Annotated in this window: 10 protein-coding genes, 1 tRNA gene and 1 rRNA gene; 11 read left to right on the top strand and 1 reads right to left on the bottom strand. The window is 68.6% G+C overall.

What is annotated here, in order from left to right; translation table 11 throughout:
- The 3 genes from rrf to ACFY9I_RS25010 all read left to right on the top strand — a co-directional run.
- Window positions 1-90 (top strand): 5S ribosomal RNA (gene rrf / locus ACFY9I_RS25020); the annotation flags it as partial.
- Window positions 91-204: 114 nt separating this feature from the next.
- Window positions 205-867, top strand: a complete 663-nt coding sequence (locus tag ACFY9I_RS25015) for a DegT/DnrJ/EryC1/StrS family aminotransferase (RefSeq protein ID WP_391005199.1) — start codon at window positions 205-207, stop codon at window positions 865-867.
- Window positions 868-964: 97 nt separating this feature from the next.
- Window positions 965-1037 (top strand) — tRNA-Thr (locus tag ACFY9I_RS25010).
- Window positions 1038-1083: 46 nt separating this feature from the next.
- Here the strand turns inward: ACFY9I_RS25010 and ACFY9I_RS25005 are convergent.
- Window positions 1084-3822, bottom strand: coding sequence for a SpoIIE family protein phosphatase (locus tag ACFY9I_RS25005; protein ID WP_391005186.1), 2739 nt, complete (start codon window positions 3820-3822; stop codon window positions 1084-1086).
- 513 nt (window positions 3823-4335) lie between these two features.
- On the opposite strand from ACFY9I_RS25005, the gene ACFY9I_RS25000 reads away from it, so the two are divergent.
- The 8 genes from ACFY9I_RS25000 to ACFY9I_RS24965 all read left to right on the top strand — a co-directional run bounded on the left by ACFY9I_RS25000 (window position 4336) and on the right by ACFY9I_RS24965 (window position 18183).
- Entirely contained in the window at window positions 4336-9732 is a 5397-nt protein-coding gene (locus ACFY9I_RS25000; RefSeq protein WP_391005184.1) for a HAMP domain-containing protein, read from the top strand.
- Window positions 9733-10029: 297 nt separating this feature from the next.
- Window positions 10030-10713, top strand: coding sequence for a response regulator (locus ACFY9I_RS24995; protein ID WP_391005182.1), 684 nt, complete (start codon window positions 10030-10032; stop codon window positions 10711-10713).
- A 186-nt stretch (window positions 10714-10899) separates the two neighbouring features.
- A complete protein-coding gene (locus ACFY9I_RS24990; protein ID WP_391005180.1) occupies window positions 10900-13632 on the top strand; it encodes a DNA translocase FtsK in 2733 nt (910 codons plus the stop codon).
- Window positions 13633-13956: 324 nt separating this feature from the next.
- Window positions 13957-14823 (top strand): RodZ domain-containing protein, encoded by an 867-nt coding sequence (locus tag ACFY9I_RS24985; RefSeq protein WP_391005178.1) that lies wholly within the window; start codon window positions 13957-13959, stop codon window positions 14821-14823.
- A 121-nt stretch (window positions 14824-14944) separates the two neighbouring features.
- Entirely contained in the window at window positions 14945-16426 is a 1482-nt protein-coding gene (gene rimO, locus ACFY9I_RS24980; protein ID WP_391005176.1) for a 30S ribosomal protein S12 methylthiotransferase RimO, read from the top strand.
- A complete protein-coding gene (gene pgsA, locus ACFY9I_RS24975) occupies window positions 16423-17154 on the top strand; it encodes a CDP-diacylglycerol--glycerol-3-phosphate 3-phosphatidyltransferase (protein WP_391005174.1) in 732 nt (243 codons plus the stop codon). The genes rimO and pgsA overlap by 4 nt, the downstream gene beginning before the upstream one ends.
- Window positions 17151-17696 carry a nicotinamide-nucleotide amidohydrolase family protein gene (locus ACFY9I_RS24970; protein ID WP_391005172.1) on the top strand — a complete coding sequence of 182 codons (546 nt, stop codon included), beginning with the start codon at window positions 17151-17153 and terminating at the stop codon, window positions 17694-17696. Before pgsA ends, ACFY9I_RS24970 begins: the two co-directional genes overlap by 4 nt.
- 109 nt (window positions 17697-17805) lie before the next feature.
- Complete coding sequence (locus ACFY9I_RS24965) at window positions 17806-18183, top strand: helix-turn-helix domain-containing protein (RefSeq protein ID WP_005481441.1); 378 nt, start codon at window positions 17806-17808, stop codon at window positions 18181-18183.
- Window positions 18184-18273: the final 90 nt, after the last annotated feature.

Here is an 18273-nt window from a genome sequence, read left to right as displayed (position 1 = left end):
CCCGGTTACATTCCGAACCCGGAAGCTAAGCCTTACAGCGCCGATGGTACTGCAGGGGGGACCCTGTGGGAGAGTAGGACGCCGCCGAACAAATTTTGATAGAGCTGGTCCCCGAATTTAGGTTCGGGGACCAGCTCTTTTTTGTTGGGCGTCACTTGGAGTTCACGTTGCGCGACGAGGATTCGCAGCATGGGTACCGTTGGAATGCTCAAGGCTGCGGGTGTAGGCGCCGGTGACGAGGTGGTCGTACCGGCGTTCGGGAATCCGGAGGTTGCTCAGGCGGTGAACCTGGCAGGTGCTGTGCCGGTGTTCGCCGACATAGATCCGGCGACGTACTGCCTGGACGCCTCGGCCGTCGAGGCCTCGGTGACATCGCGGACGGTGGCTGTCGCCGTCGTACACCGCTTCGGTCGATCGGCCGACATCGCCGCACTGCGTCAAGTTGGGCAGCTACATGGGCTGTTCGTGCTGGAGCAGGGTGAGTCGGAGGCCCCGTACAGCGAGTTGGGAGAGCGGCGGCAGCGAGCCGCGTATCTCAACGCCAAGCTCAAGGGTGTATGGACTCCTGAGGCGAATGACGGGCATACGTTCCAGCAGTACGTCGTGCGGGTGCCCGGCAACGGGCGGCCGGACCGGGATGCGTTCGCGCGGGCCGTGCGGGCCAAGGGAGTCGAGTGCAGCGTGCCGGTGAAGACGCCCGTGCACCGCATGCCTGGGTTCCGGCGGGACATATGTCTGCCGGAGACCGAGCGGGCCGCTGACGAGACGCTGGCGCTGCACATCGGCGGCGAGATGTCGCGGCGGCAGCTCCAGCGGCTGGTGTCCGCCTGCAACGCGCTCGGCGGACTGCTGCAGCCGGCGTTCTGAGAAACCTGCCTGATGGCTGAGTGTGGTTTGGGAGCACGGGTCTGTTCGGGGTATGATCTATTCCGTTGCCACGAGGGAAACCTCAGCAAGGCAACAGGCCCCTATAGCTCAGTCGGCAGAGCGTCTCCATGGTAAGGAGAAGGTCAACGGTTCGATTCCGTTTGGGGGCTCAGCCAAAAGACCCCGCCCTATCGGGCGGGGTCTTTTTTATGCTTCTCAGTCCTGCTGGAGGCCGGGAACGCGCATCGCCAGAATGGCCATGTCGTCGGACGGGGCGTCGGAGGCGAAGCGTTCGACCGCGCGCATGACACGGGCCGCGACCGCGCCGGCCGTGAGGCCCGTACACGTGGTGAGGACGTCGGTGAGGCCGTCGTCGCCCAACATGCGCGTTCCTTCACGGCGTTCGGTGACGCCGTCCGTCACACACAGGAGGACGTCGCCGGGGTCGAGGGTGACCGTCTGCTCGTACAGCTCCAAATCCTCCATGACACCGAGCAGGGCCTGCGGCTCGGCGGCGGGCTCGACCGTGCCGTCCTGGCGGAGGCGCAGCGGGAGCGGGTGGCCGGCGCAGACGACCTTCAGGACGGCGCTGCCGTCCTCCTGGGGCCACAACTCACCGTACAGAAGCGTCAGGAAGCGGCTGCGTGCGCCCTCGTCGATGATCGCGGAGTTGAGACGCTCCAGGACGGCAGGGCCGGCGTAACCCTCGCGGGCGAGCAGGCGCAGGGCGTGACGGGCCAGGCCGGTGACAGCGGCGGCCTCCGGACCCGTGCCGCAGACATCGCCGATGGCGAAGCCGTACGCGCCGTCGCGGATCGGGAAGATGTCGTAGAAGTCGCCGCCGACCTCGTTGCCCTCGCCGGCCGCGCGATAGATGACCTCGACCTCGACGCCGTCGATGTCGGGGAGCTCGGGCGGGAGGAGGCTGCGCTGGAGGGACTGGCTGATGGCCATGCGCTCCGAGTACAGGCGGGCGTTGTCCAGCGCGAGGGCGGCCCGTCGGGACAGGTCCTCGGCCAACTCCAGGATCTCCTGGCGGAAGTGCTCGTCCGTGGGCTTGCCGAGGGTCAGCATGCCGATGACGCGGTTGCGGGCAACCAGCGGGAGTACGACGGTCTCGCCGCCCACCGCCGAGGCCGTCGCCAGCGTCGTTCCGATGCCCGAGCTGACCGTGGCGGGCTCGCCGAGGCCCAGGCTGCGCATGGAGGTGCGCAGGGCCGCCTGGTGGGCCGCCTCGGCGGGGGCCGTCCAGACGCGGGCGCCGGGAGTCGGGATCGGCTCAGGCGGGCGGATCTTGGAGAGGAGGGCCTTGAGGCCGTCGATCAGGTCCTCGTCCTCGTGCAGGACGTACGAGAGGTACGGCTCCGAGGCCTGGTCGGCGATCGTGTAGACCGCGCACCACGTGGCGAGGGTCGGGATCGTCATCTGGGCCATCAGGGCCAGGGTCTGGTCGCGGTCCAGGGTGCCCGCGAGGAGATCGGAAGCCTCGACGAGGAACGACAGGGAGCCCCGGCGCAGGCGTTCCAGCTCGCCGAGGCGCGCCGATTCGACGGCCAGGGCGATGCGGTCGGCCGCGAACTGCAGGCGTAGGGCCTCCTCGTTGGAGTACCGGCCCTGGGCCTCCGCCGCGACGCCCAGGGAACCCGTGAGGCGGCCTTCGACCTTGAGCGGGACCGTGACCACCGAGCGCATGCCCGTGCCGTTGAGGAGGGGGACGGCGCCGGGGACGGCCGTGAGGTCGTCATGGACGGCGGGCATACGGGCCGAGCCGTAGCGGCCGGGGCCGGCCTCCACGGGGACGCGGGCGAAGCGCTGGCGGGCCGAGGGGAGGCCCGTGGAGGCCCGTACCTCCAGTTCCGTCTCGTCGTCGGTGGCCAGAAGCAGGAAGGCGGAGTCACCGTCGAGCATGTCGCGGGCGCGTTCGACCGTGCGCTGGAGGAGGCCGTCGAGGTCGTCCGGGGCCGGGGAGCCGATGAAGACCTCGAAGGGGTCCGTGGCCTGGCCCTCGCCGGAGCTGTCGCCGGTGGGGACGCGGGCGGGGGTCTGGAGGACGGCGCGCTCGTGGTCCCGGACGAGGAGGCAGACCGTGGAGGGGTCGCCTGCCGTGTCACGTACCCGGAGGTGGGAGGCGTAGACCGGCGTCACACGGCCGTTGGCGCCGCGGATGCCGTAACTGCCCTCCCACCGGGAGAGTTGGAGCGCCTCGGCGACGCCCGTGCTGGTGCCGGGGGTGTGCGGCCAGGCGGCGAGGTCGGTGAGGGGCTTGCCGATGACGTGGTCGGGGGCATAGCCGAAGAGTTCCTCGGCGTCCTCGTTCCAGGCGCCGATCGCGCCCGAGCGGTCGATCTGGACAACCGCGACGCGAACCCGGCCGTCGGCGAGAGGGAGCAGGTCGGCGGGGAGGGACGGGCCGGCGGAGCGGGTGCCCACCGGGCGGTCGGGGAGGTCGAGTTGGAACCAGACCTGTTTGTGCGTAGACGTGTATTCGACGCCCCAGCGGGAGGCCATCGCCGCGCACAGTTGGAGGCCGCGGCCGCCCTCGCGGTCCGGGCTCCCCATGTTGATGTGGCTGCCCTGGAGGGGGATCTCACGTTCGGGGTATCTGTCGGCGACCTCGATGCGGACGCCGTCCTCCGCACGCAGACACAGGACATCGGCGGAGGTGCCCGCGTGGACGACCGCGTTGGTGACGAGTTCGCTGGTGAGGACAACGGCGTCGTCGACGATGTCGGCGAATCCCCACCCCTGGAGGGTGTCACGGACGAACGAGCGGGCCGTCGCGACGGATCGCGAGACGGGGTCGAAACTGGCGGCCGCGCGCGCGGTGATCACAGAACTCCTTGTCCGGTTCTCGTCGTGCGAGGACCAGCGGCCCGCCTCCTGCCGCGGCAGAGGCTGGTTCTCCGTCGGCCTGGGGTCCTGGGGGGCTTCCCCAGGATGCAGTCCGGTGGTCATGGTGCGGCCGCCCCTCCGATGCCTGCCCGCTCGTGCTCGTGCGCCACCGCCCAGGCCGGACGGGACCGGCATGGCTGGACAGCCGCATGCAAGGTTACTTACCTTCGCCGTCCATGCGGATGCCGGTCGTCTGTGTTTCCGTCCGGAGGTGTGCGGACCGTGTGCGAAGCTGCCGAACTGTTATGGCCTGGTTCAGCCATGGTGAAACACTGGGCAGGCTTCCAGGAGAAGGTCGGGCGAGACCGAGTGTCTTCCGAGTGCGCCCGGGAGTGGCACCCGGTCCTACCGAGCAGAAGTATCCGCGTACGAAGTGGTACGAGCGGTACGAGCGGTGTGAGCAGTACCCAGCGTTCGAATACGGCGAAGTAACGTCTAGCAGGAACGGTCGACCCTTGCGGGAGGGACACAGTGGAGTCTGGCGCAGCGACGCGAGGCACTAAGGCGCGCGCGAAAGGCGGACAGTCCCTGAACGACCAGCGCAAATCGCGTAAATCGAATAGTGGGACCACCACCGTGGACACGGCGGCCCTGAATCGGCTGCTCACGGCGTTGGAGGCCATGCGCGACGGTAATTTCCGCAAGCGGCTGACCGTCTCGGGCGACGGGGTCATGGCCGAGATCGCCGCTGTCTTCAACGAGGTGGCGGACCGGAATCTGCATCTGACCGGCGAGCTGTCGCGGGTGCGGCGTGTGGTGGGGCGCGAGGGCAAGCTCACCGAGCGGCTGGAGACAGGGGCGACCGAAGGGTCCTGGGCGGCCGCGATCGACGCGTCGAACGCGCTGGTGGACGACCTGGTGCGGCCTGTGTCCGAGGTCAGCCGGGTGCTCTCGGCCGTCGCGGACGGTGATCTGTCGCCGCGTATGGAACTGCGGACACAGGCGCCGGACGGCACCGGGCATCCGCTGCGCGGGGAGTTCCTGAAAGTCGGGCGTACGGTCAACAACCTGGTCGATCAGCTGTCGACGTTCACCGATGAGGTCACGCGGGTGGCCAGCGAGGTGGGCACCGAGGGCAAGCTGGGCGGACAGGCCAAGGTGCGCGGCATGTCCGGTTCGTGGAAGGACCTGACGGAGTCGGTCAACACCATGGCGTATCGGCTCACCGCCCAGGTGAGGGACATCGCGCTGGTGACGACCGCGGTCGCCAAGGGTGACCTGTCCCGGAAGGTCACGGTTCACGTGGCCGGCGAGATGCTGGAGCTGAAGGAGACCGTCAACACGATGGTCGACCAGCTCTCCGCGTTCTCGTCCGAGGTGACGCGAGTCGCCCGTGAGGTGGGCACCGAAGGGCAGCTCGGTGGTCAGGCCGAGGTGCCGGGTGTGGCCGGTGTGTGGAAAGAGCTCACCGATTCGGTGAACCTCATGGCAGGCAATCTCACCGCACAGGTGCGGGGGATCGCCCAGGTGACCACGGCGGTGGCCAATGGTGACCTGTCGCAGAAGGTGACCGTGCCCGCACGGGGCGAGGTCGCGAAGCTCGCCGAGACGATCAACCAGATGACCGAGACGCTGCGGATCTTCGCCGACGAGGTCACGCGTGTCGCCAACGAGGTCGGTGCCGAGGGCCGGCTGGGCGGCCAGGCACAGGTGCCGGGTGCGGCGGGGACGTGGAAGGACCTCACCGATTCGGTGAACACGGTCTTCCGGAATCTGACGATCCAGGTGCGGGACATCGCCGCGGTGACGACGGCCGTGGCCGACGGTGACCTCTCGCAGAAGGTCACCGTGGATGTGGCCGGCGAGATGCTGGAGCTCAAGAACACCGTCAACGGGATGGTCGACCAGCTCTCCTACTTCGGTGCCGAAGTGACCCGGGTGGCCAATGAGGTCGGTGCCGAGGGGCGGCTGGGCGGTCAGGCTCGGGTGCCGGGCGCGGCCGGGACGTGGAAGGACCTGACGGACTCCGTCAACACCGCGTTCCGGAATCTCACCGGACAGGTGAGGAACATCGCGGCGGTGACGACGGCCGTGGCCAACGGTGACCTCTCGCAGAAGGTCACCGTCGATGTCGCGGGCGAGATGCTCGAACTGAAGAACACCGTGAACACGATGGTGGACCAGCTGTCGTCGTTCGCCGATCAGGTGACGCGGATGGCCCGGGACGTGGGTACGGAGGGTCGCCTGGGCGGTCAGGCCCGCGTGGACGGTGTGTCCGGTACGTGGAAGGAACTCACCGACTCCGTCAACTCGATGGCCGGCAACCTCACCTCGCAGGTGCGCAACATCGCGCAGGTGACGACGGCCGTGGCGCGGGGTGACCTGTCCCAGAAGATCGACGTCGACGCTCGCGGTGAGATCCTGGAGCTGAAGAACACCATCAACACGATGGTCGACCAGCTCTCCTCCTTCGCCGACCAGGTGACCCGGGTCGCCCGGGACGTAGGTACGGAGGGCCGTCTCGGCGGTCAGGCGCAGGTGCCCGGCGTGGCCGGTGTGTGGCGCGACCTCACCGAGTCCGTGAACGGCATGGCCGGCAACCTCACCGGCCAGGTGCGGAACATCGCGCAGGTCGCCACGGCGGTGGCCCGCGGTGACCTTTCCCAGAAGATCACCGTGGACGCTCGGGGTGAGATCCTCGAGCTGAAGAACACGCTGAACACGATGGTGGACCAGCTGTCGTCGTTCGCGGAGGAGGTCACCAGGGTCGCCCGTGAGGTGGGCACGGAGGGCCAGCTCGGTGGTCAGGCCGAGGTGCAGGGCGTCTCCGGCACCTGGAAGGACCTCACCCAGTCGGTGAACTTCATGGCGAACAACCTGACCATCCAGGTGCGCCAGATCGCCGAGGTCACGACCGCCGTCGCCAAGGGCGACCTGTCGAAGAAGATCACCGTCGACGCGAAGGGCGAGATCCTCGAACTCGTCACCACCGTCAACACGATGGTCGACCAACTGTCGTCCTTCGCCGAGCAGGTGACCCGGGTGGCTCGCGAGGTGGGCACCGAGGGCATCCTCGGCGGCCAGGCGCACGTGCCGGGCGTCACCGGCATCTGGAAGGACCTCAGCGGCAATGTGAACCTGATGGCCAAGAACCTGACCATGCAGGTGCGGAACATCTCCCAGGTCGCCGCGGCCGTCGCCAACGGCGACCTGACCCGTACGGTGACCATCGAGGCGGCCGGTGAGGTGGCGCAGCTCGCCGACACCTTCAACAGCATGGTGAAGACGCTGAGTTCGTTCGCCGACCAGGTCACCAAGGTGGCCCGTGAGGTGGGCACGGACGGCATCCTCGGCGGTCAGGCGCACGTCCCGGGTGTGGCGGGTACCTGGAAGGACCTCACCGAGTCGGTGAACTCGATGGCGTCCAACCTCACCGGACAGGTCCGCAACATCGCGATGGTCACGACCGCCATCGCCAAGGGCGATCTGACCAAGAAGATCGACATCGACGCGCGCGGCGAGATCCTGGAGCTGAAGACCACCATCAACACGATGGTCGACCAGCTGTCGTCGTTCGCGGAGGAGGTCACCCGGGTGGCCCGCGAGGTGGGTACCGAGGGGCAGTTGGGTGGTCTGGCACGCGTCCGGGACGTCGACGGCACCTGGCGGGACCTCACCGAGTCGGTGAACGAGATGGCCGGGAACCTGACCCGGCAGGTGCGCGCCATCGCGCGCGTGGCCACCGCGGTGACCCGGGGCGACCTGAACCTCAAGATCGACGTCGACGCGTCCGGCGAGATCAAGGAGCTGCAGGACTACATCAACAAGATGATCGCCAACCTGCGTGACACCACGATCGCCAACCAGGAGCAGGACTGGCTCAAGGGCAACCTCGCCCGGATCTCCGCCCTGATGCAGGGCCGCCGGGACCTCGACGACGTGGCCTCGCTGATCATGAGCGAGCTGACGCCGGTGGTGTCCGCGCAGCACGGCGCGTTCTTCCTCGCGCTGCCGTTCCTCGACGGCAAGGACCTGGCCCCGGACAACGACGATCAGTACGAGCTGCGCATGCTCGGCTCGTACGGCTATTCGATGGGCTCCATGCCGGCGTCGTTCCGGCCCGGGGAGGCGCTGGTCGGGACGGCGGCCAAGGAGAAGCGCACGATCCTGGTGGAGAACGCGCCGAGCGGTTACCTGAAGATCTCCTCCGGGCTCGGCGAGGCGCCGCCGGCGCAGGTCATCGTGTTGCCGGTGCTCTTCGAGGGGACCGTGCTGGGGGTGATCGAGCTGGCGTCGTTCACGCCGTTCACCCAGATCCAGAAGGACTTCCTGAGCCAGATCGCGGAGATGATCGCGACGAGCGTCAACACCATCTCCGTCAACACCAAGACCGAGGTGCTGCTGAAGCAGTCGCAGGAGCTGACCGAGCAACTGCGCGAGCGGTCCGACGAGTTGGAGAACCGGCAGAAGGCCCTCCAGGCGTCCAACGCCGAACTGGAGGAGAAGGCCGAGCTGCTGGCCCGGCAGAACCGCGACATCGAGGTGAAGAACACCGAGATCGAGGAGGCGCGGCAGGTCCTGGAGGAGCGCGCGGAGCAGCTCGCCGTCTCCATGCGCTACAAGAGCGAGTTCCTCGCGAACATGTCGCACGAGCTGCGCACCCCGCTCAACTCGCTGCTGATCCTCGCCAAGCTGCTCGCCGACAACGCCGAGTCGAACCTGACACCCAAGCAGGTCGAGTTCGCGGAGACGATCCACGGGGCGGGCTCCGACCTGCTCCAGCTCATCAACGACATCCTTGACCTGTCGAAGGTCGAGGCGGGCAAGATGGACGTCTCACCGACCCGGATCGCCCTCGTCCAGCTCGTCGACTACGTGGAGGCCACCTTCCGGCCCCTGACCGCGGAGAAGGGCCTCGACTTCTCCGTACGGGTCTCGCCGGAGCTGCCCGCCACGCTGCACACGGACGAACAGCGGCTGTTGCAGGTGCTGCGGAACCTATTGTCCAACGCGGTGAAGTTCACCGACTCGGGGGCCGTGGAGCTGGTCATCCGGCCGGCGGGCGCGGATGTGCCGGTGGCCATCCGGGAGCAGTTGCTGGAGGCGGGCTCGCTGCGGGACGCCGACGCGGACATGATCGCGTTCTCGGTGACGGACACGGGCATCGGCATCGCGGCCAGCAAGATGCGGGTGATCTTCGAGGCGTTCAAGCAGGCGGACGGCACCACCAGCCGCAAGTACGGCGGTACGGGCCTGGGGTTGTCCATCTCGCGGGAGATCGCCCGTCTGCTGGGCGGCGAGATCCACGCCCAGAGCGAGCCCGGACGCGGCTCCACCTTCACCCTGTATTTGCCGCTGCACCCGAGTGAACTGCCGCCGCAGGGCTATGCGCACAACACGCCGCCCGCGCTGGAGGCAGGCGAGCTGCTGGCCTCCGAGGACGAGCTGGCCGGGCCCACCGAGACGCCGGCCGAGGTGAAGTCGTACCGCGAGACCCAGAACGGGGCCGCCGCGCTCTTCAGGCGCCGCCGCAGGAGCGTGTCGTCCGGTGCCCCGTCAGCCCTGCCCGGCCATGGCAACGGGCAGGCGCAGGAGCACTGGGAGCAGCAGGCCGCCGCCCAGGAGGCGGCCTCTCAGCCGCGCCGGACGGTCCGCTTCGACGGCGAGAAGGTGCTCATCGTCGACGACGACATCCGTAACGTCTTCGCCCTCACCAGTGTCCTGGAGCAGCACGGCCTGTCCGTGTTGTACGCCGAGAACGGCCGTGAAGGCATCGAGGTGCTGGAACAGCACGACGATGTGACGGTCGTTCTGATGGACATCATGATGCCGGAGATGGACGGGTACGCCACGACCACGGCGATCCGCCGTATGCCCCAGTTCGCCGGACTGCCGATCATCGCGCTGACGGCGAAGGCGATGAAGGGTGACCGGGAGAAGGCGATCGACTCGGGAGCCTCCGACTATGTGACCAAGCCGGTCGATCCCGATCATTTGTTGTCGGTGATGGAGCAGTGGATGCGGAGTGAGTGACAGGAAGTGCGGCTGGCGGTCACAACGCGTTGGGGGACGCACGGAGTTGTTGACTGAGTGTGGCCGCGGCCGTGTAGAAACGCGGGATTCGGGGAACCTTCTGGTCTCCCGCCGCGTTTCTGCTTCGAGCACAGTGACATCACGGTGACAGGGTGTGGCGACGGGCGGGGTGCGGCTACGATGACCGGCACAAGGACGGGTGGCGCAAGGGAGTCGTCCCCTGGGGTGACGCCGACTGGCGTCACGTCGAGTCCTGCGGACAGGGGAGGCCCCAAGCCGGGGCGAGGAGGGCGGGCCATGGTGCAGAAGGCCAAGATCCTCCTGGTCGATGACCGGCCGGAGAATCTGTTGGCGCTGGAGGCCATCCTCTCCGCGCTCGATCAGACGCTGGTGCGGGCATCGTCCGGGGAGGAAGCGCTCAAGGCGCTGTTGACGGACGACTTCGCGGTCATTCTGCTGGACGTCCAGATGCCGGGAATGGACGGTTTCGAAACGGCCGCGCACATCAAGCGGCGCGAACGGACCCGGGACATCCCGATCATTTTCCTCACCGCCATCAACCACGGCCCGCACCACACGTTCCGTGGGTACGCGGCCGGTGCGGTGGACTACATCTCGAAGCCGTTCGACCCATGGGTGCTGCGGGCCAAGGTCTCCGTCTTCGTCGAGCTGTACATGAAGAACTGCCAGCTCAGGGAGCAGGCAGCGTTGCTGCGGCTCCAGTTGGAGGGCGGCGGCAAGGGTGCGGCGGGTGGTTCCAAGGAGCCCTCCGGCGGCATTCTCGCCGAGCTGTCCGCGCGGCTCGCGGCCGTCGAGGAGCAGGCGGAGGCGCTGTCCAAACAGCTCGACGACGACTCGGCGGACGCCGCCGCGGTGGCCACAGCGGCCCATCTCGAACGCAAACTCACGGGCCTGCGCAGGGCGCTGGACGCCTTGGAACCGGGTACGGGCGGCCCCACTCCGATGCCGTCGCAGAACTGAACGTGGTGCCCTGCGCGGGCCCGGGTCACACCAGTGGCCAGGGTTCGCGCAGTGCTGCGGCCGAGAGCCGTCCATGCTGAAGGCCCGTCAGGAGCAGTCAGTTCCAAGGCCGTGGAAATGCGACACGAACGGGTGAAGCAGTAGGCACACGTGTCGGCTGTGGTCTCCACCGGTAACCTCACACTCATGGCCTCACGTCAGTCCGCAGCGAAGAAGCCGCCCGCGAAGAAGGCGGCCGCTCCGACGAAGGCTCCGGCGAAGAAGGCCCCCGCGAAGAAAGCCGCCGCCAAGAAGGCGCCCGCCAAGAAGGCGGCGGCGAAGAAGACGGCCCCTCCGAAGCCGGCGCCCAGTCCGACCGGGGGCGTGTACAGGCTCGTACGCGCCGTCTGGCTCGGTGCCGCGCACGCCGTCGGCGCCGTATTTCGCGGCATAGGGCAGGGCGCGAAGAATCTCGACCCGGCGCACCGCAAGGACGGCGTCGCGCTGCTGCTGCTCGCTCTTGCCCTGATCGTGGCCGCGGGCACCTGGTCCAATCTGCGTGGCCCGGTCGGCGATCTCGTCGAGATGCTCGTGACCGGTGCCTTCGGCAGGCTCGACCTGCTCGTGCCGATACTGCTCGCGGTCATCGCCGTGCGGTTCATCCGGCACCCCGAGAAGCCCGACGCCAACGGCCGCATCGTCATCGGTCTGTCCGCGCTCGTCATCGGTGTGCTCGGTCAGGTCCACATCGCCTGCGGGTCGCCCGCCCGCAGTGTCGGCATGCAGCCGATAAGGGACGCCGGGGGGCTCATCGGCTGGGGGACGGCCACCCCGCTGACGTACACCATGGGCGAGGCGCTCGCCGTGGCGATGCTCGTGCTCCTCACCGTCTTCGGGCTGCTCGTCGTCACCGCGACGCCGGTCAACGCCATTCCGCAGCGCCTGCGGCTGCTCGGGCGGAAGCTGGGCATCCTCGCGGACGACGAGTACGGCGAGCACGGCGAGGACGACGCACGCTACGAGGAGCAGTGGCGTGACAGCCTGCCCGCGCGCTCCCGGCGACGCGGCTCCGCTCCCGAGCCGTACGATCCCGACGGCGCCGAGCAGGAGGCCCTCACCAGGCGCCGCCCGAGGCGCTCCGCCGTGCGGCAGCCCGACCCGGACCGGCCGATGGACGCCGTGGACGTCGCCGCGGCCGCCGCGGCAGCGCTCGACGGGGCCGTCCTGCACGGAATGCCGCCCTCGCCGGTGGTCGCCGACCTCACCCAGGGCGTCACCGTGGGGGACCGGGAGGAGACCACTCCGGTCCCGGCCGCGCGCAGCAAGCCGGTCCAGCAGGAGCCCCCGGCCGCCAAGCCGCCCAAGGGCGCCCGGCAGGACGCCCTGGTGCCGGACCTGACGAAGAAGGCGCCGGACGAGCCCCGCGAACTGCCGGCGCGTGCCGAACAGCTCCAGCTCTCCGGCGACATCACTTACGCGCTGCCCTCGCTCGACCTCCTGGAGCGGGGTGGCCCGGGCAAGACGCGCAGTGCCGCCAACGATGCCATAGTGGCCTCCCTGTCGAACGTGTTCTCCGAGTTCAAGGTCGACGCCTCCGTCACCGGCTTCACCCGCGGGCCGACGGTCACCCGCTACGAGGTCGAGCTGGGCCCGGCGGTCAAGGTCGAGCGGATCACCGCGCTGACGAAGAACATCGCGTACGCCGTCGCCAGCCCGGACGTGCGGATCATCAGCCCGATCCCCGGCAAGTCGGCGGTCGGCATCGAGATCCCCAACACCGACCGGGAGATGGTCAACCTCGGTGACGTACTGCGCCTCGCCGACGCGGCCGAGGACGACCATCCGATGCTGGTCGCGCTCGGCAAGGACGTCGAGGGCGGTTATGTGATGGCCAACCTGGCGAAGATGCCGCATGTGCTCGTCGCGGGTGCGACCGGCTCGGGTAAATCGTCGTGCATCAACTGCCTGATCACCTCGATCATGGTCCGCGCGACCCCCGAGGACGTCCGCATGGTCCTCGTCGACCCCAAGCGCGTCGAACTGACCGCGTACGAGGGCATCCCGCACCTGATCACGCCGATCATCACCAATCCCAAGCGGGCCGCCGAGGCGCTCCAATGGGTCGTGCGCGAGATGGACCTGCGCTACGACGACCTGGCCGCGTTCGGCTACCGGCACATCGACGACTTCAACGAGGCCATCAGGAACGGCAAGGTCAAGCTCCCCGAGGGCAGTGAGCGCGAGCTCCAGCCGTACCCGTATCTGCTGGTCATCGTGGACGAGCTGGCCGACCTGATGATGGTGGCGCCGAGGGACGTCGAGGACGCCATCGTCCGCATCACCCAGCTCGCGCGCGCGGCCGGCATCCATCTGGTGCTCGCCACCCAGCGGCCGTCCGTGGACGTCGTCACCGGTCTGATCAAGGCGAACGTGCCCTCGCGGCTGGCCTTCGCGACCTCCTCGCTCGCCGACTCGCGTGTCATCCTCGACCAGCCCGGCGCCGAGAAGCTGATCGGCAAGGGTGACGGGCTGTTCCTGCCGATGGGGGCGAACAAGCCGACCCGTATGCAGGGCGCGTTCGTGACCGAGGACGAGGTCGCGGCGATCGTCCAGCACTGCAAGGACCAGATGGCGCCCGTCTTCCGGGACGACGTCACCGTGGGCAGCAAGCAGAAGAAGGAGATCGACGAGGAGATCGGCGACGACCTCGACCTGCTCTGCCAGGCGGCCGAACTGGTCGTCTCCACCCAGTTCGGCTCGACCTCCATGCTCCAGCGCAAGCTGCGCGTCGGTTTCGCCAAGGCGGGGCGGCTGATGGACCTCATGGAGTCCCGGAACATCGTGGGGCCGAGCGAGGGCTCCAAGGCACGTGACGTTCTTGTGAAACCCGACGAGCTGGACGGCGTGCTGGCGGTGATCCGGGGGGAGACTGAGGCGTAGGGGCCGCAGCAGGATCGCGGAGGGGCGCAACAGGGGCGCACGACAGGGGCGAACGGGTGGTCCGGCCGGGCGGAACACGGATGGGATTACGGCATCCGGGTATTCGAACGTGACCTACCCGTAAGGAAAGGGTGAGCAACCGTTTCCCTTCGGCGTACGTCAAGTTGGAGGAGGGGAAAGCTCTGTGCCGCACCCTCACCACCAGCAGGATGTCCGGCCATTCTGATGGCGTACAAAGTCCCACCGCCCGGTTGCCCCACCCTTTCGTACCCCCCCTAGACTGAACTTCCAGCACAGGTGGCTACACGCTCGAAAGGCGCCCCCGTGTCCATCGGCAACTCCCCTGACGGCAACTTCCCCGAAGACGAGCGTCCGTTCGAAGACGACCGTGACGAACGCTCGGCGGAACGCCCCTCGATCGGCCGTGCCCTGCAGCAGGCCCGCATCGCGGCCGGGCTGACCGTCGACGACGTCAGCAACGCCACCCGGGTCCGCATCGCCATCGTGCACGCGATCGAGCAGGACGACTTCGCCCCCTGCGGTGGCGATGTCTACGCGCGCGGTCACATCCGTACCCTCGCGCGCGCGGTGCGCATCGATCCCGCCCCGCTGCTCGAGCAGTACGACGAGGCCCATGGCGGGCGGCCCGCGCCGACCCCGGCGGCACCGCTGTTCGAAGCGGAGCGGATCCGTCCCGAGCGGCGCGGCCCCAACTGGACCGCCGCCATGGTCGCCGCGATCGTCGCGGTGATCGGCTTCGTCGGCTTCACCGCGTTCAACGGTGGCTCCGAGGACGGTGACAGCACCCAGGTCGCCGAGGGCTCCACGCCGACGACCAGCAAGCCCGCCTCTCCAGCGCCCAAGACCGACAAGCCCGATGCCGACCCGAAGCCCGACCCGACCGAGAGTGCCATCGCCGCCGCGCCCCGTGACAAGGTGACCGTGCGGGTCAGCGCCGCGGACGGCCGCAGCTGGATCTCCGCCAAGGACCACAACGGCCGGTTCCTCTGGGACGGCCTCCTCAAGCAGGGCCAGTCCAAGACCTTCCAGGACAGCTCCAAGATCGACCTCGTCCTCGGCGACGCCGGAGCCGTCCAGCTCTATGTCAACGGCAAGAAGATCGAGGACGACTTCCAGCCCGGCCAGGTCGAACGTCTGACGTACACCAAGGGCGACCCCGAGGTCGGCTGAGGCCACGGAAGGCGCCGGGGTACGCACTCACGGCGCACAAGGAAACGCGTGCACGGGGTTGGCCAGGATCGGCCAACCCCGTCGACGTGGGCTGTCAGCGGGACGAAGTAGTCTTGAGCCCATGCCTGAACGCCGTACCGTCGCACTCGTCACTCTTGGCTGCGCCCGTAACGAGGTGGACTCGGAGGAGCTCGCAGGCCGCTTGGAGGCGGACGGCTGGGAGCTCGTCGAGGACGCCGAGGAAGCGGACGTCGCGGTCGTCAACACCTGCGGCTTCGTGGAAGCCGCCAAGAAGGACTCCGTCGACGCGCTCCTGGAGGCCAACGACCTCAAGGGGCACGGCAGAACGCAGGCCGTCGTGGCGGTCGGTTGCATGGCCGAGCGGTACGGCAAGGAGCTCGCCGAGGCACTGCCCGAGGCCGACGGCGTGCTCGGCTTCGACGACTACGCGAACATCTCCGACCGCCTCCAGACCATCCTCAACGGCGGCATCCACGCCTCGCACACCCCGCGCGACCGGCGCAAGCTGCTGCCGATCAGCCCGGCCGAGCGCCAGGAGTCGGCGAACGGGGTCGCGCTGCCCGGGCACGCCCCGGTCGATCTTCCGGAAGGCCTCGCTCCGGCCTCCGGGCCCAGGTCGCCGCTGCGCCGCCGTCTCGACGGCGCGCCCGTCGCCTCGGTGAAGCTGGCCTCCGGTTGCGACCGTCGCTGCTCCTTCTGCGCCATCCCCTCCTTCCGCGGCTCCTTCATCTCCCGCCGCCCCTCGGACGTGCTGAACGAGACGCGCTGGCTGGCCGAACAGGGCGTGAAGGAGGTCATGCTGGTCTCCGAGAACAACACCTCGTACGGCAAGGACCTGGGTGACATCCGTCTGCTGGAGTCCCTGCTGCCCGAACTGGCCGAGGTCGACGGCATCGAGCGGGTGCGCGTGAGCTATCTCCAGCCCGCCGAGATGCGGCCCGGCCTCATCGACGTGCTCACCTCCACGCCCAAGGTCGCGCCCTACTTCGACCTGTCCTTCCAGCACTCCGCGCCCGCCGTGCTGCGCTCCATGCGACGCTTCGGCGACACCGACCGCTTCCTGGAACTGCTCGACACCATCCGCAGCAAGGCCCCCGAGGCCGGCGTGCGGTCCAACTTCATCGTGGGCTTCCCCGGTGAGACCGAAGACGACCTCGCCGAACTGGAGCGGTTCCTGAACGGCGCGAGACTGGACGCCATCGGCGTCTTCGGGTACTCCGACGAGGAGGGCACCGAAGCGGCGACGTACGAGAACAAGCTGGACGAGGACGTGGTCGCCGAGAGACTCGCGCGGGTCTCGCGGCTCGCCGAGGAGCTGGTCTCGCAGCGCGCCGAGGAGCGAGTCGGACAGACGGTGCGCGTGCTCGTCGAGTCGGTGGACGGCGACGAGGGCGCGTACGGTCGTGCCGCGCACCAAGCGCCCGAGACGGACGGTCAGGTGCTGTTCACGAGCGGCGCGGACGTGAGCGTCGGCCTTATGGTCGAGGCGAAGGTGGTCGGCACGGAAGGCGTCGACCTGGTGGCCGAGGTGCTTCCGGGCTCGCTCGGTGCTCCCGCGTGTACTGAGGAGGCGGCCAGATGACGGGAGTCCCGGCATCCGCGGCGGGCGGCACCTCCGGCGCCAAGAGCGCGGCGAACGTCCCCGGCGTTCCCAGCGCCCCGGGCGCTTCCGGAGAAGCCCGGCCCGTGCGTGGTGGGAAGCTGGGAGCTGCCGCCGTCAACCAGGCCAGCCTCTGGAACATCGCGAACATCCTGACCATGGTCCGCCTGGTCCTCGTACCGGGCTTCGTCATGCTGATGCTCATGGACGGCGGGTACGACCCGGTCTGGCGGGCCTGGGCGTGGGCCGCCTTCGCCGTCGCCATGATCACCGACATCTTTGACGGCCATCTGGCCCGGACGTACGACCTGGTCACCGACTTCGGGAAGATCGCCGACCCCATCGCCGACAAGGCGATCATGGGGGCCGCGCTGCTCTGTCTGTCGTCTCTGGGCGATCTGCCGTGGTGGGTGACGGGAATCATCCTCGGACGGGAACTCGGGATCACGCTTCTGCGCTTCGTCGTCATCCGGTACGGAGTCATCCCGGCGAGCCGCGGCGGCAAGCTGAAGACCCTCACCCAGGGCACCGCCGTCGGGATGTACGTCCTGGCGCTGGAGGGTCCCCTTGCCTCTCTGAGGTGGTGGGTGATGGCTGTGGCGGTCATTCTGACCGTCGTGACCGGGCTCGACTATGTGAGACAGGCCATTGTGCTGCGCCGGCGTGGAATCGCCGAGCGCGAGGCGGCCGCGGAGGGAGCGGAACGTTGACTTCCATGGCTGCCGACGTGCTGCGACTACTGATCGTGAGGGGCGAGACGCTCGCCGTCGCGGAGTCGCTGACCGGTGGTCTGGTCGCGGCCGCCCTCACCGCGGCCCCGGGGTCCTCCCAGGCATTCAGGGGCTCGGTCACCGCGTACGCCACCGAGCTCAAACACCAGTTGCTAGGGGTCGACGCCACCCTGCTGGACGAGCGCGGAGCCGTCGATCCGCAGGTCGCGGCCCAGATGGCGCACGGCGTCCGCAAGGCGCTCGGCGCCGACTGGGGGATTTCGACCACCGGCGTGGCAGGCCCGGAACCGCAGGACGGCCAGCCCGTCGGCACGGTCCATGTCGCCGTCGCCGGGCCCTCCTCGACGGTTTCCGGCGCATTCGGTGGCGGAAAAGTGTCGTCGTTGCGGTTGAACGGCGGCCGGGCGGAAATCCGTATGGAGAGTGTACGGAGCGTACTCGCACTACTCCTTCAGGAGCTTGCGGGCGAACAGACCGGGAATGAGCGGGCACAGGATACGGAACAGAACGGGGGGACTTGATGTTTGCAGCCCTGAGTGAACACAACAGCGCTCCCCGCACGGCCGCAGCGCAAGGCGGTACGGTGGGGCGTGAAGGATGCGGCTACGCGGTCCGAGGAGGGAGCCACCGATGATTCTGCTCCGTCGCCTGCTGGGTGACGTGCTGCGTCGGCAGCGCCAGCGCCAGGGCCGTACTCTGCGCGAAGTCTCCTCGTCCGCCCGAGTCTCACTCGGCTATCTCTCCGAGGTGGAGCGGGGGCAGAAGGAGGCTTCCTCCGAGCTGCTCTCCGCCATTTGCGACGCGCTGGACGTACGGATGTCCGAGCTCATGCGGGAAGTGAGCGACGAGCTCGCCCTTGCCGAGCTGGCCCAGTCCGCAGCGGCCACCGAGCCGGTGCCAGCACCAGTGCGTCGACCCATGCTCAACTCCGTCTCGGTGGCGGGTGTGCCGCCGGAGCGGGTCACGATCAAGGCGCCCGCCGAAGCGGTGGACGTCGTCGCGGCGTGACGGCTCGTGTGAGGTTCGGCATGCGCCGATGAAGCAGTGAGCGAAGCGGGAGCCCCGGTCGGGGCCTCCAGGGATACCTGGGGGTGCCGG

Source organism: Streptomyces sp. NPDC012510, from assembly GCF_042955065.1.
Classification (GTDB): domain Bacteria; phylum Actinomycetota; class Actinomycetes; order Streptomycetales; family Streptomycetaceae; genus Streptomyces.
Note: the sequence above shows the minus strand (reverse complement) of the source record. Positions and strands in the feature narration are given on the sequence as shown.

Excerpts from the sequence above, each read along its gene's own strand:
- ACFY9I_RS24965 (WP_005481441.1), top strand. The coding sequence starts at position 17,806 with ATGATTCTGCTCCGTCGCCTGCTGGGTGACGTGCTGCGTCGGCAGCGC.
- ACFY9I_RS24990 (WP_391005180.1), top strand. The coding sequence starts at position 10,900 with ATGGCCTCACGTCAGTCCGCAGCGAAGAAGCCGCCCGCGAAGAAGGCG.
- ACFY9I_RS25005 (WP_391005186.1), bottom strand. The coding sequence starts at position 3,822 with ATGACCACCGGACTGCATCCTGGGGAAGCCCCCCAGGACCCCAGGCCG.
- rimO (WP_391005176.1), top strand. The coding sequence starts at position 14,945 with ATGCCTGAACGCCGTACCGTCGCACTCGTCACTCTTGGCTGCGCCCGT.
- ACFY9I_RS24995 (WP_391005182.1), top strand. The coding sequence starts at position 10,030 with ATGGTGCAGAAGGCCAAGATCCTCCTGGTCGATGACCGGCCGGAGAAT.
- pgsA (WP_391005174.1), top strand. The coding sequence starts at position 16,423 with ATGACGGGAGTCCCGGCATCCGCGGCGGGCGGCACCTCCGGCGCCAAG.
- ACFY9I_RS25015 (WP_391005199.1), top strand. The coding sequence starts at position 205 with ATGCTCAAGGCTGCGGGTGTAGGCGCCGGTGACGAGGTGGTCGTACCG.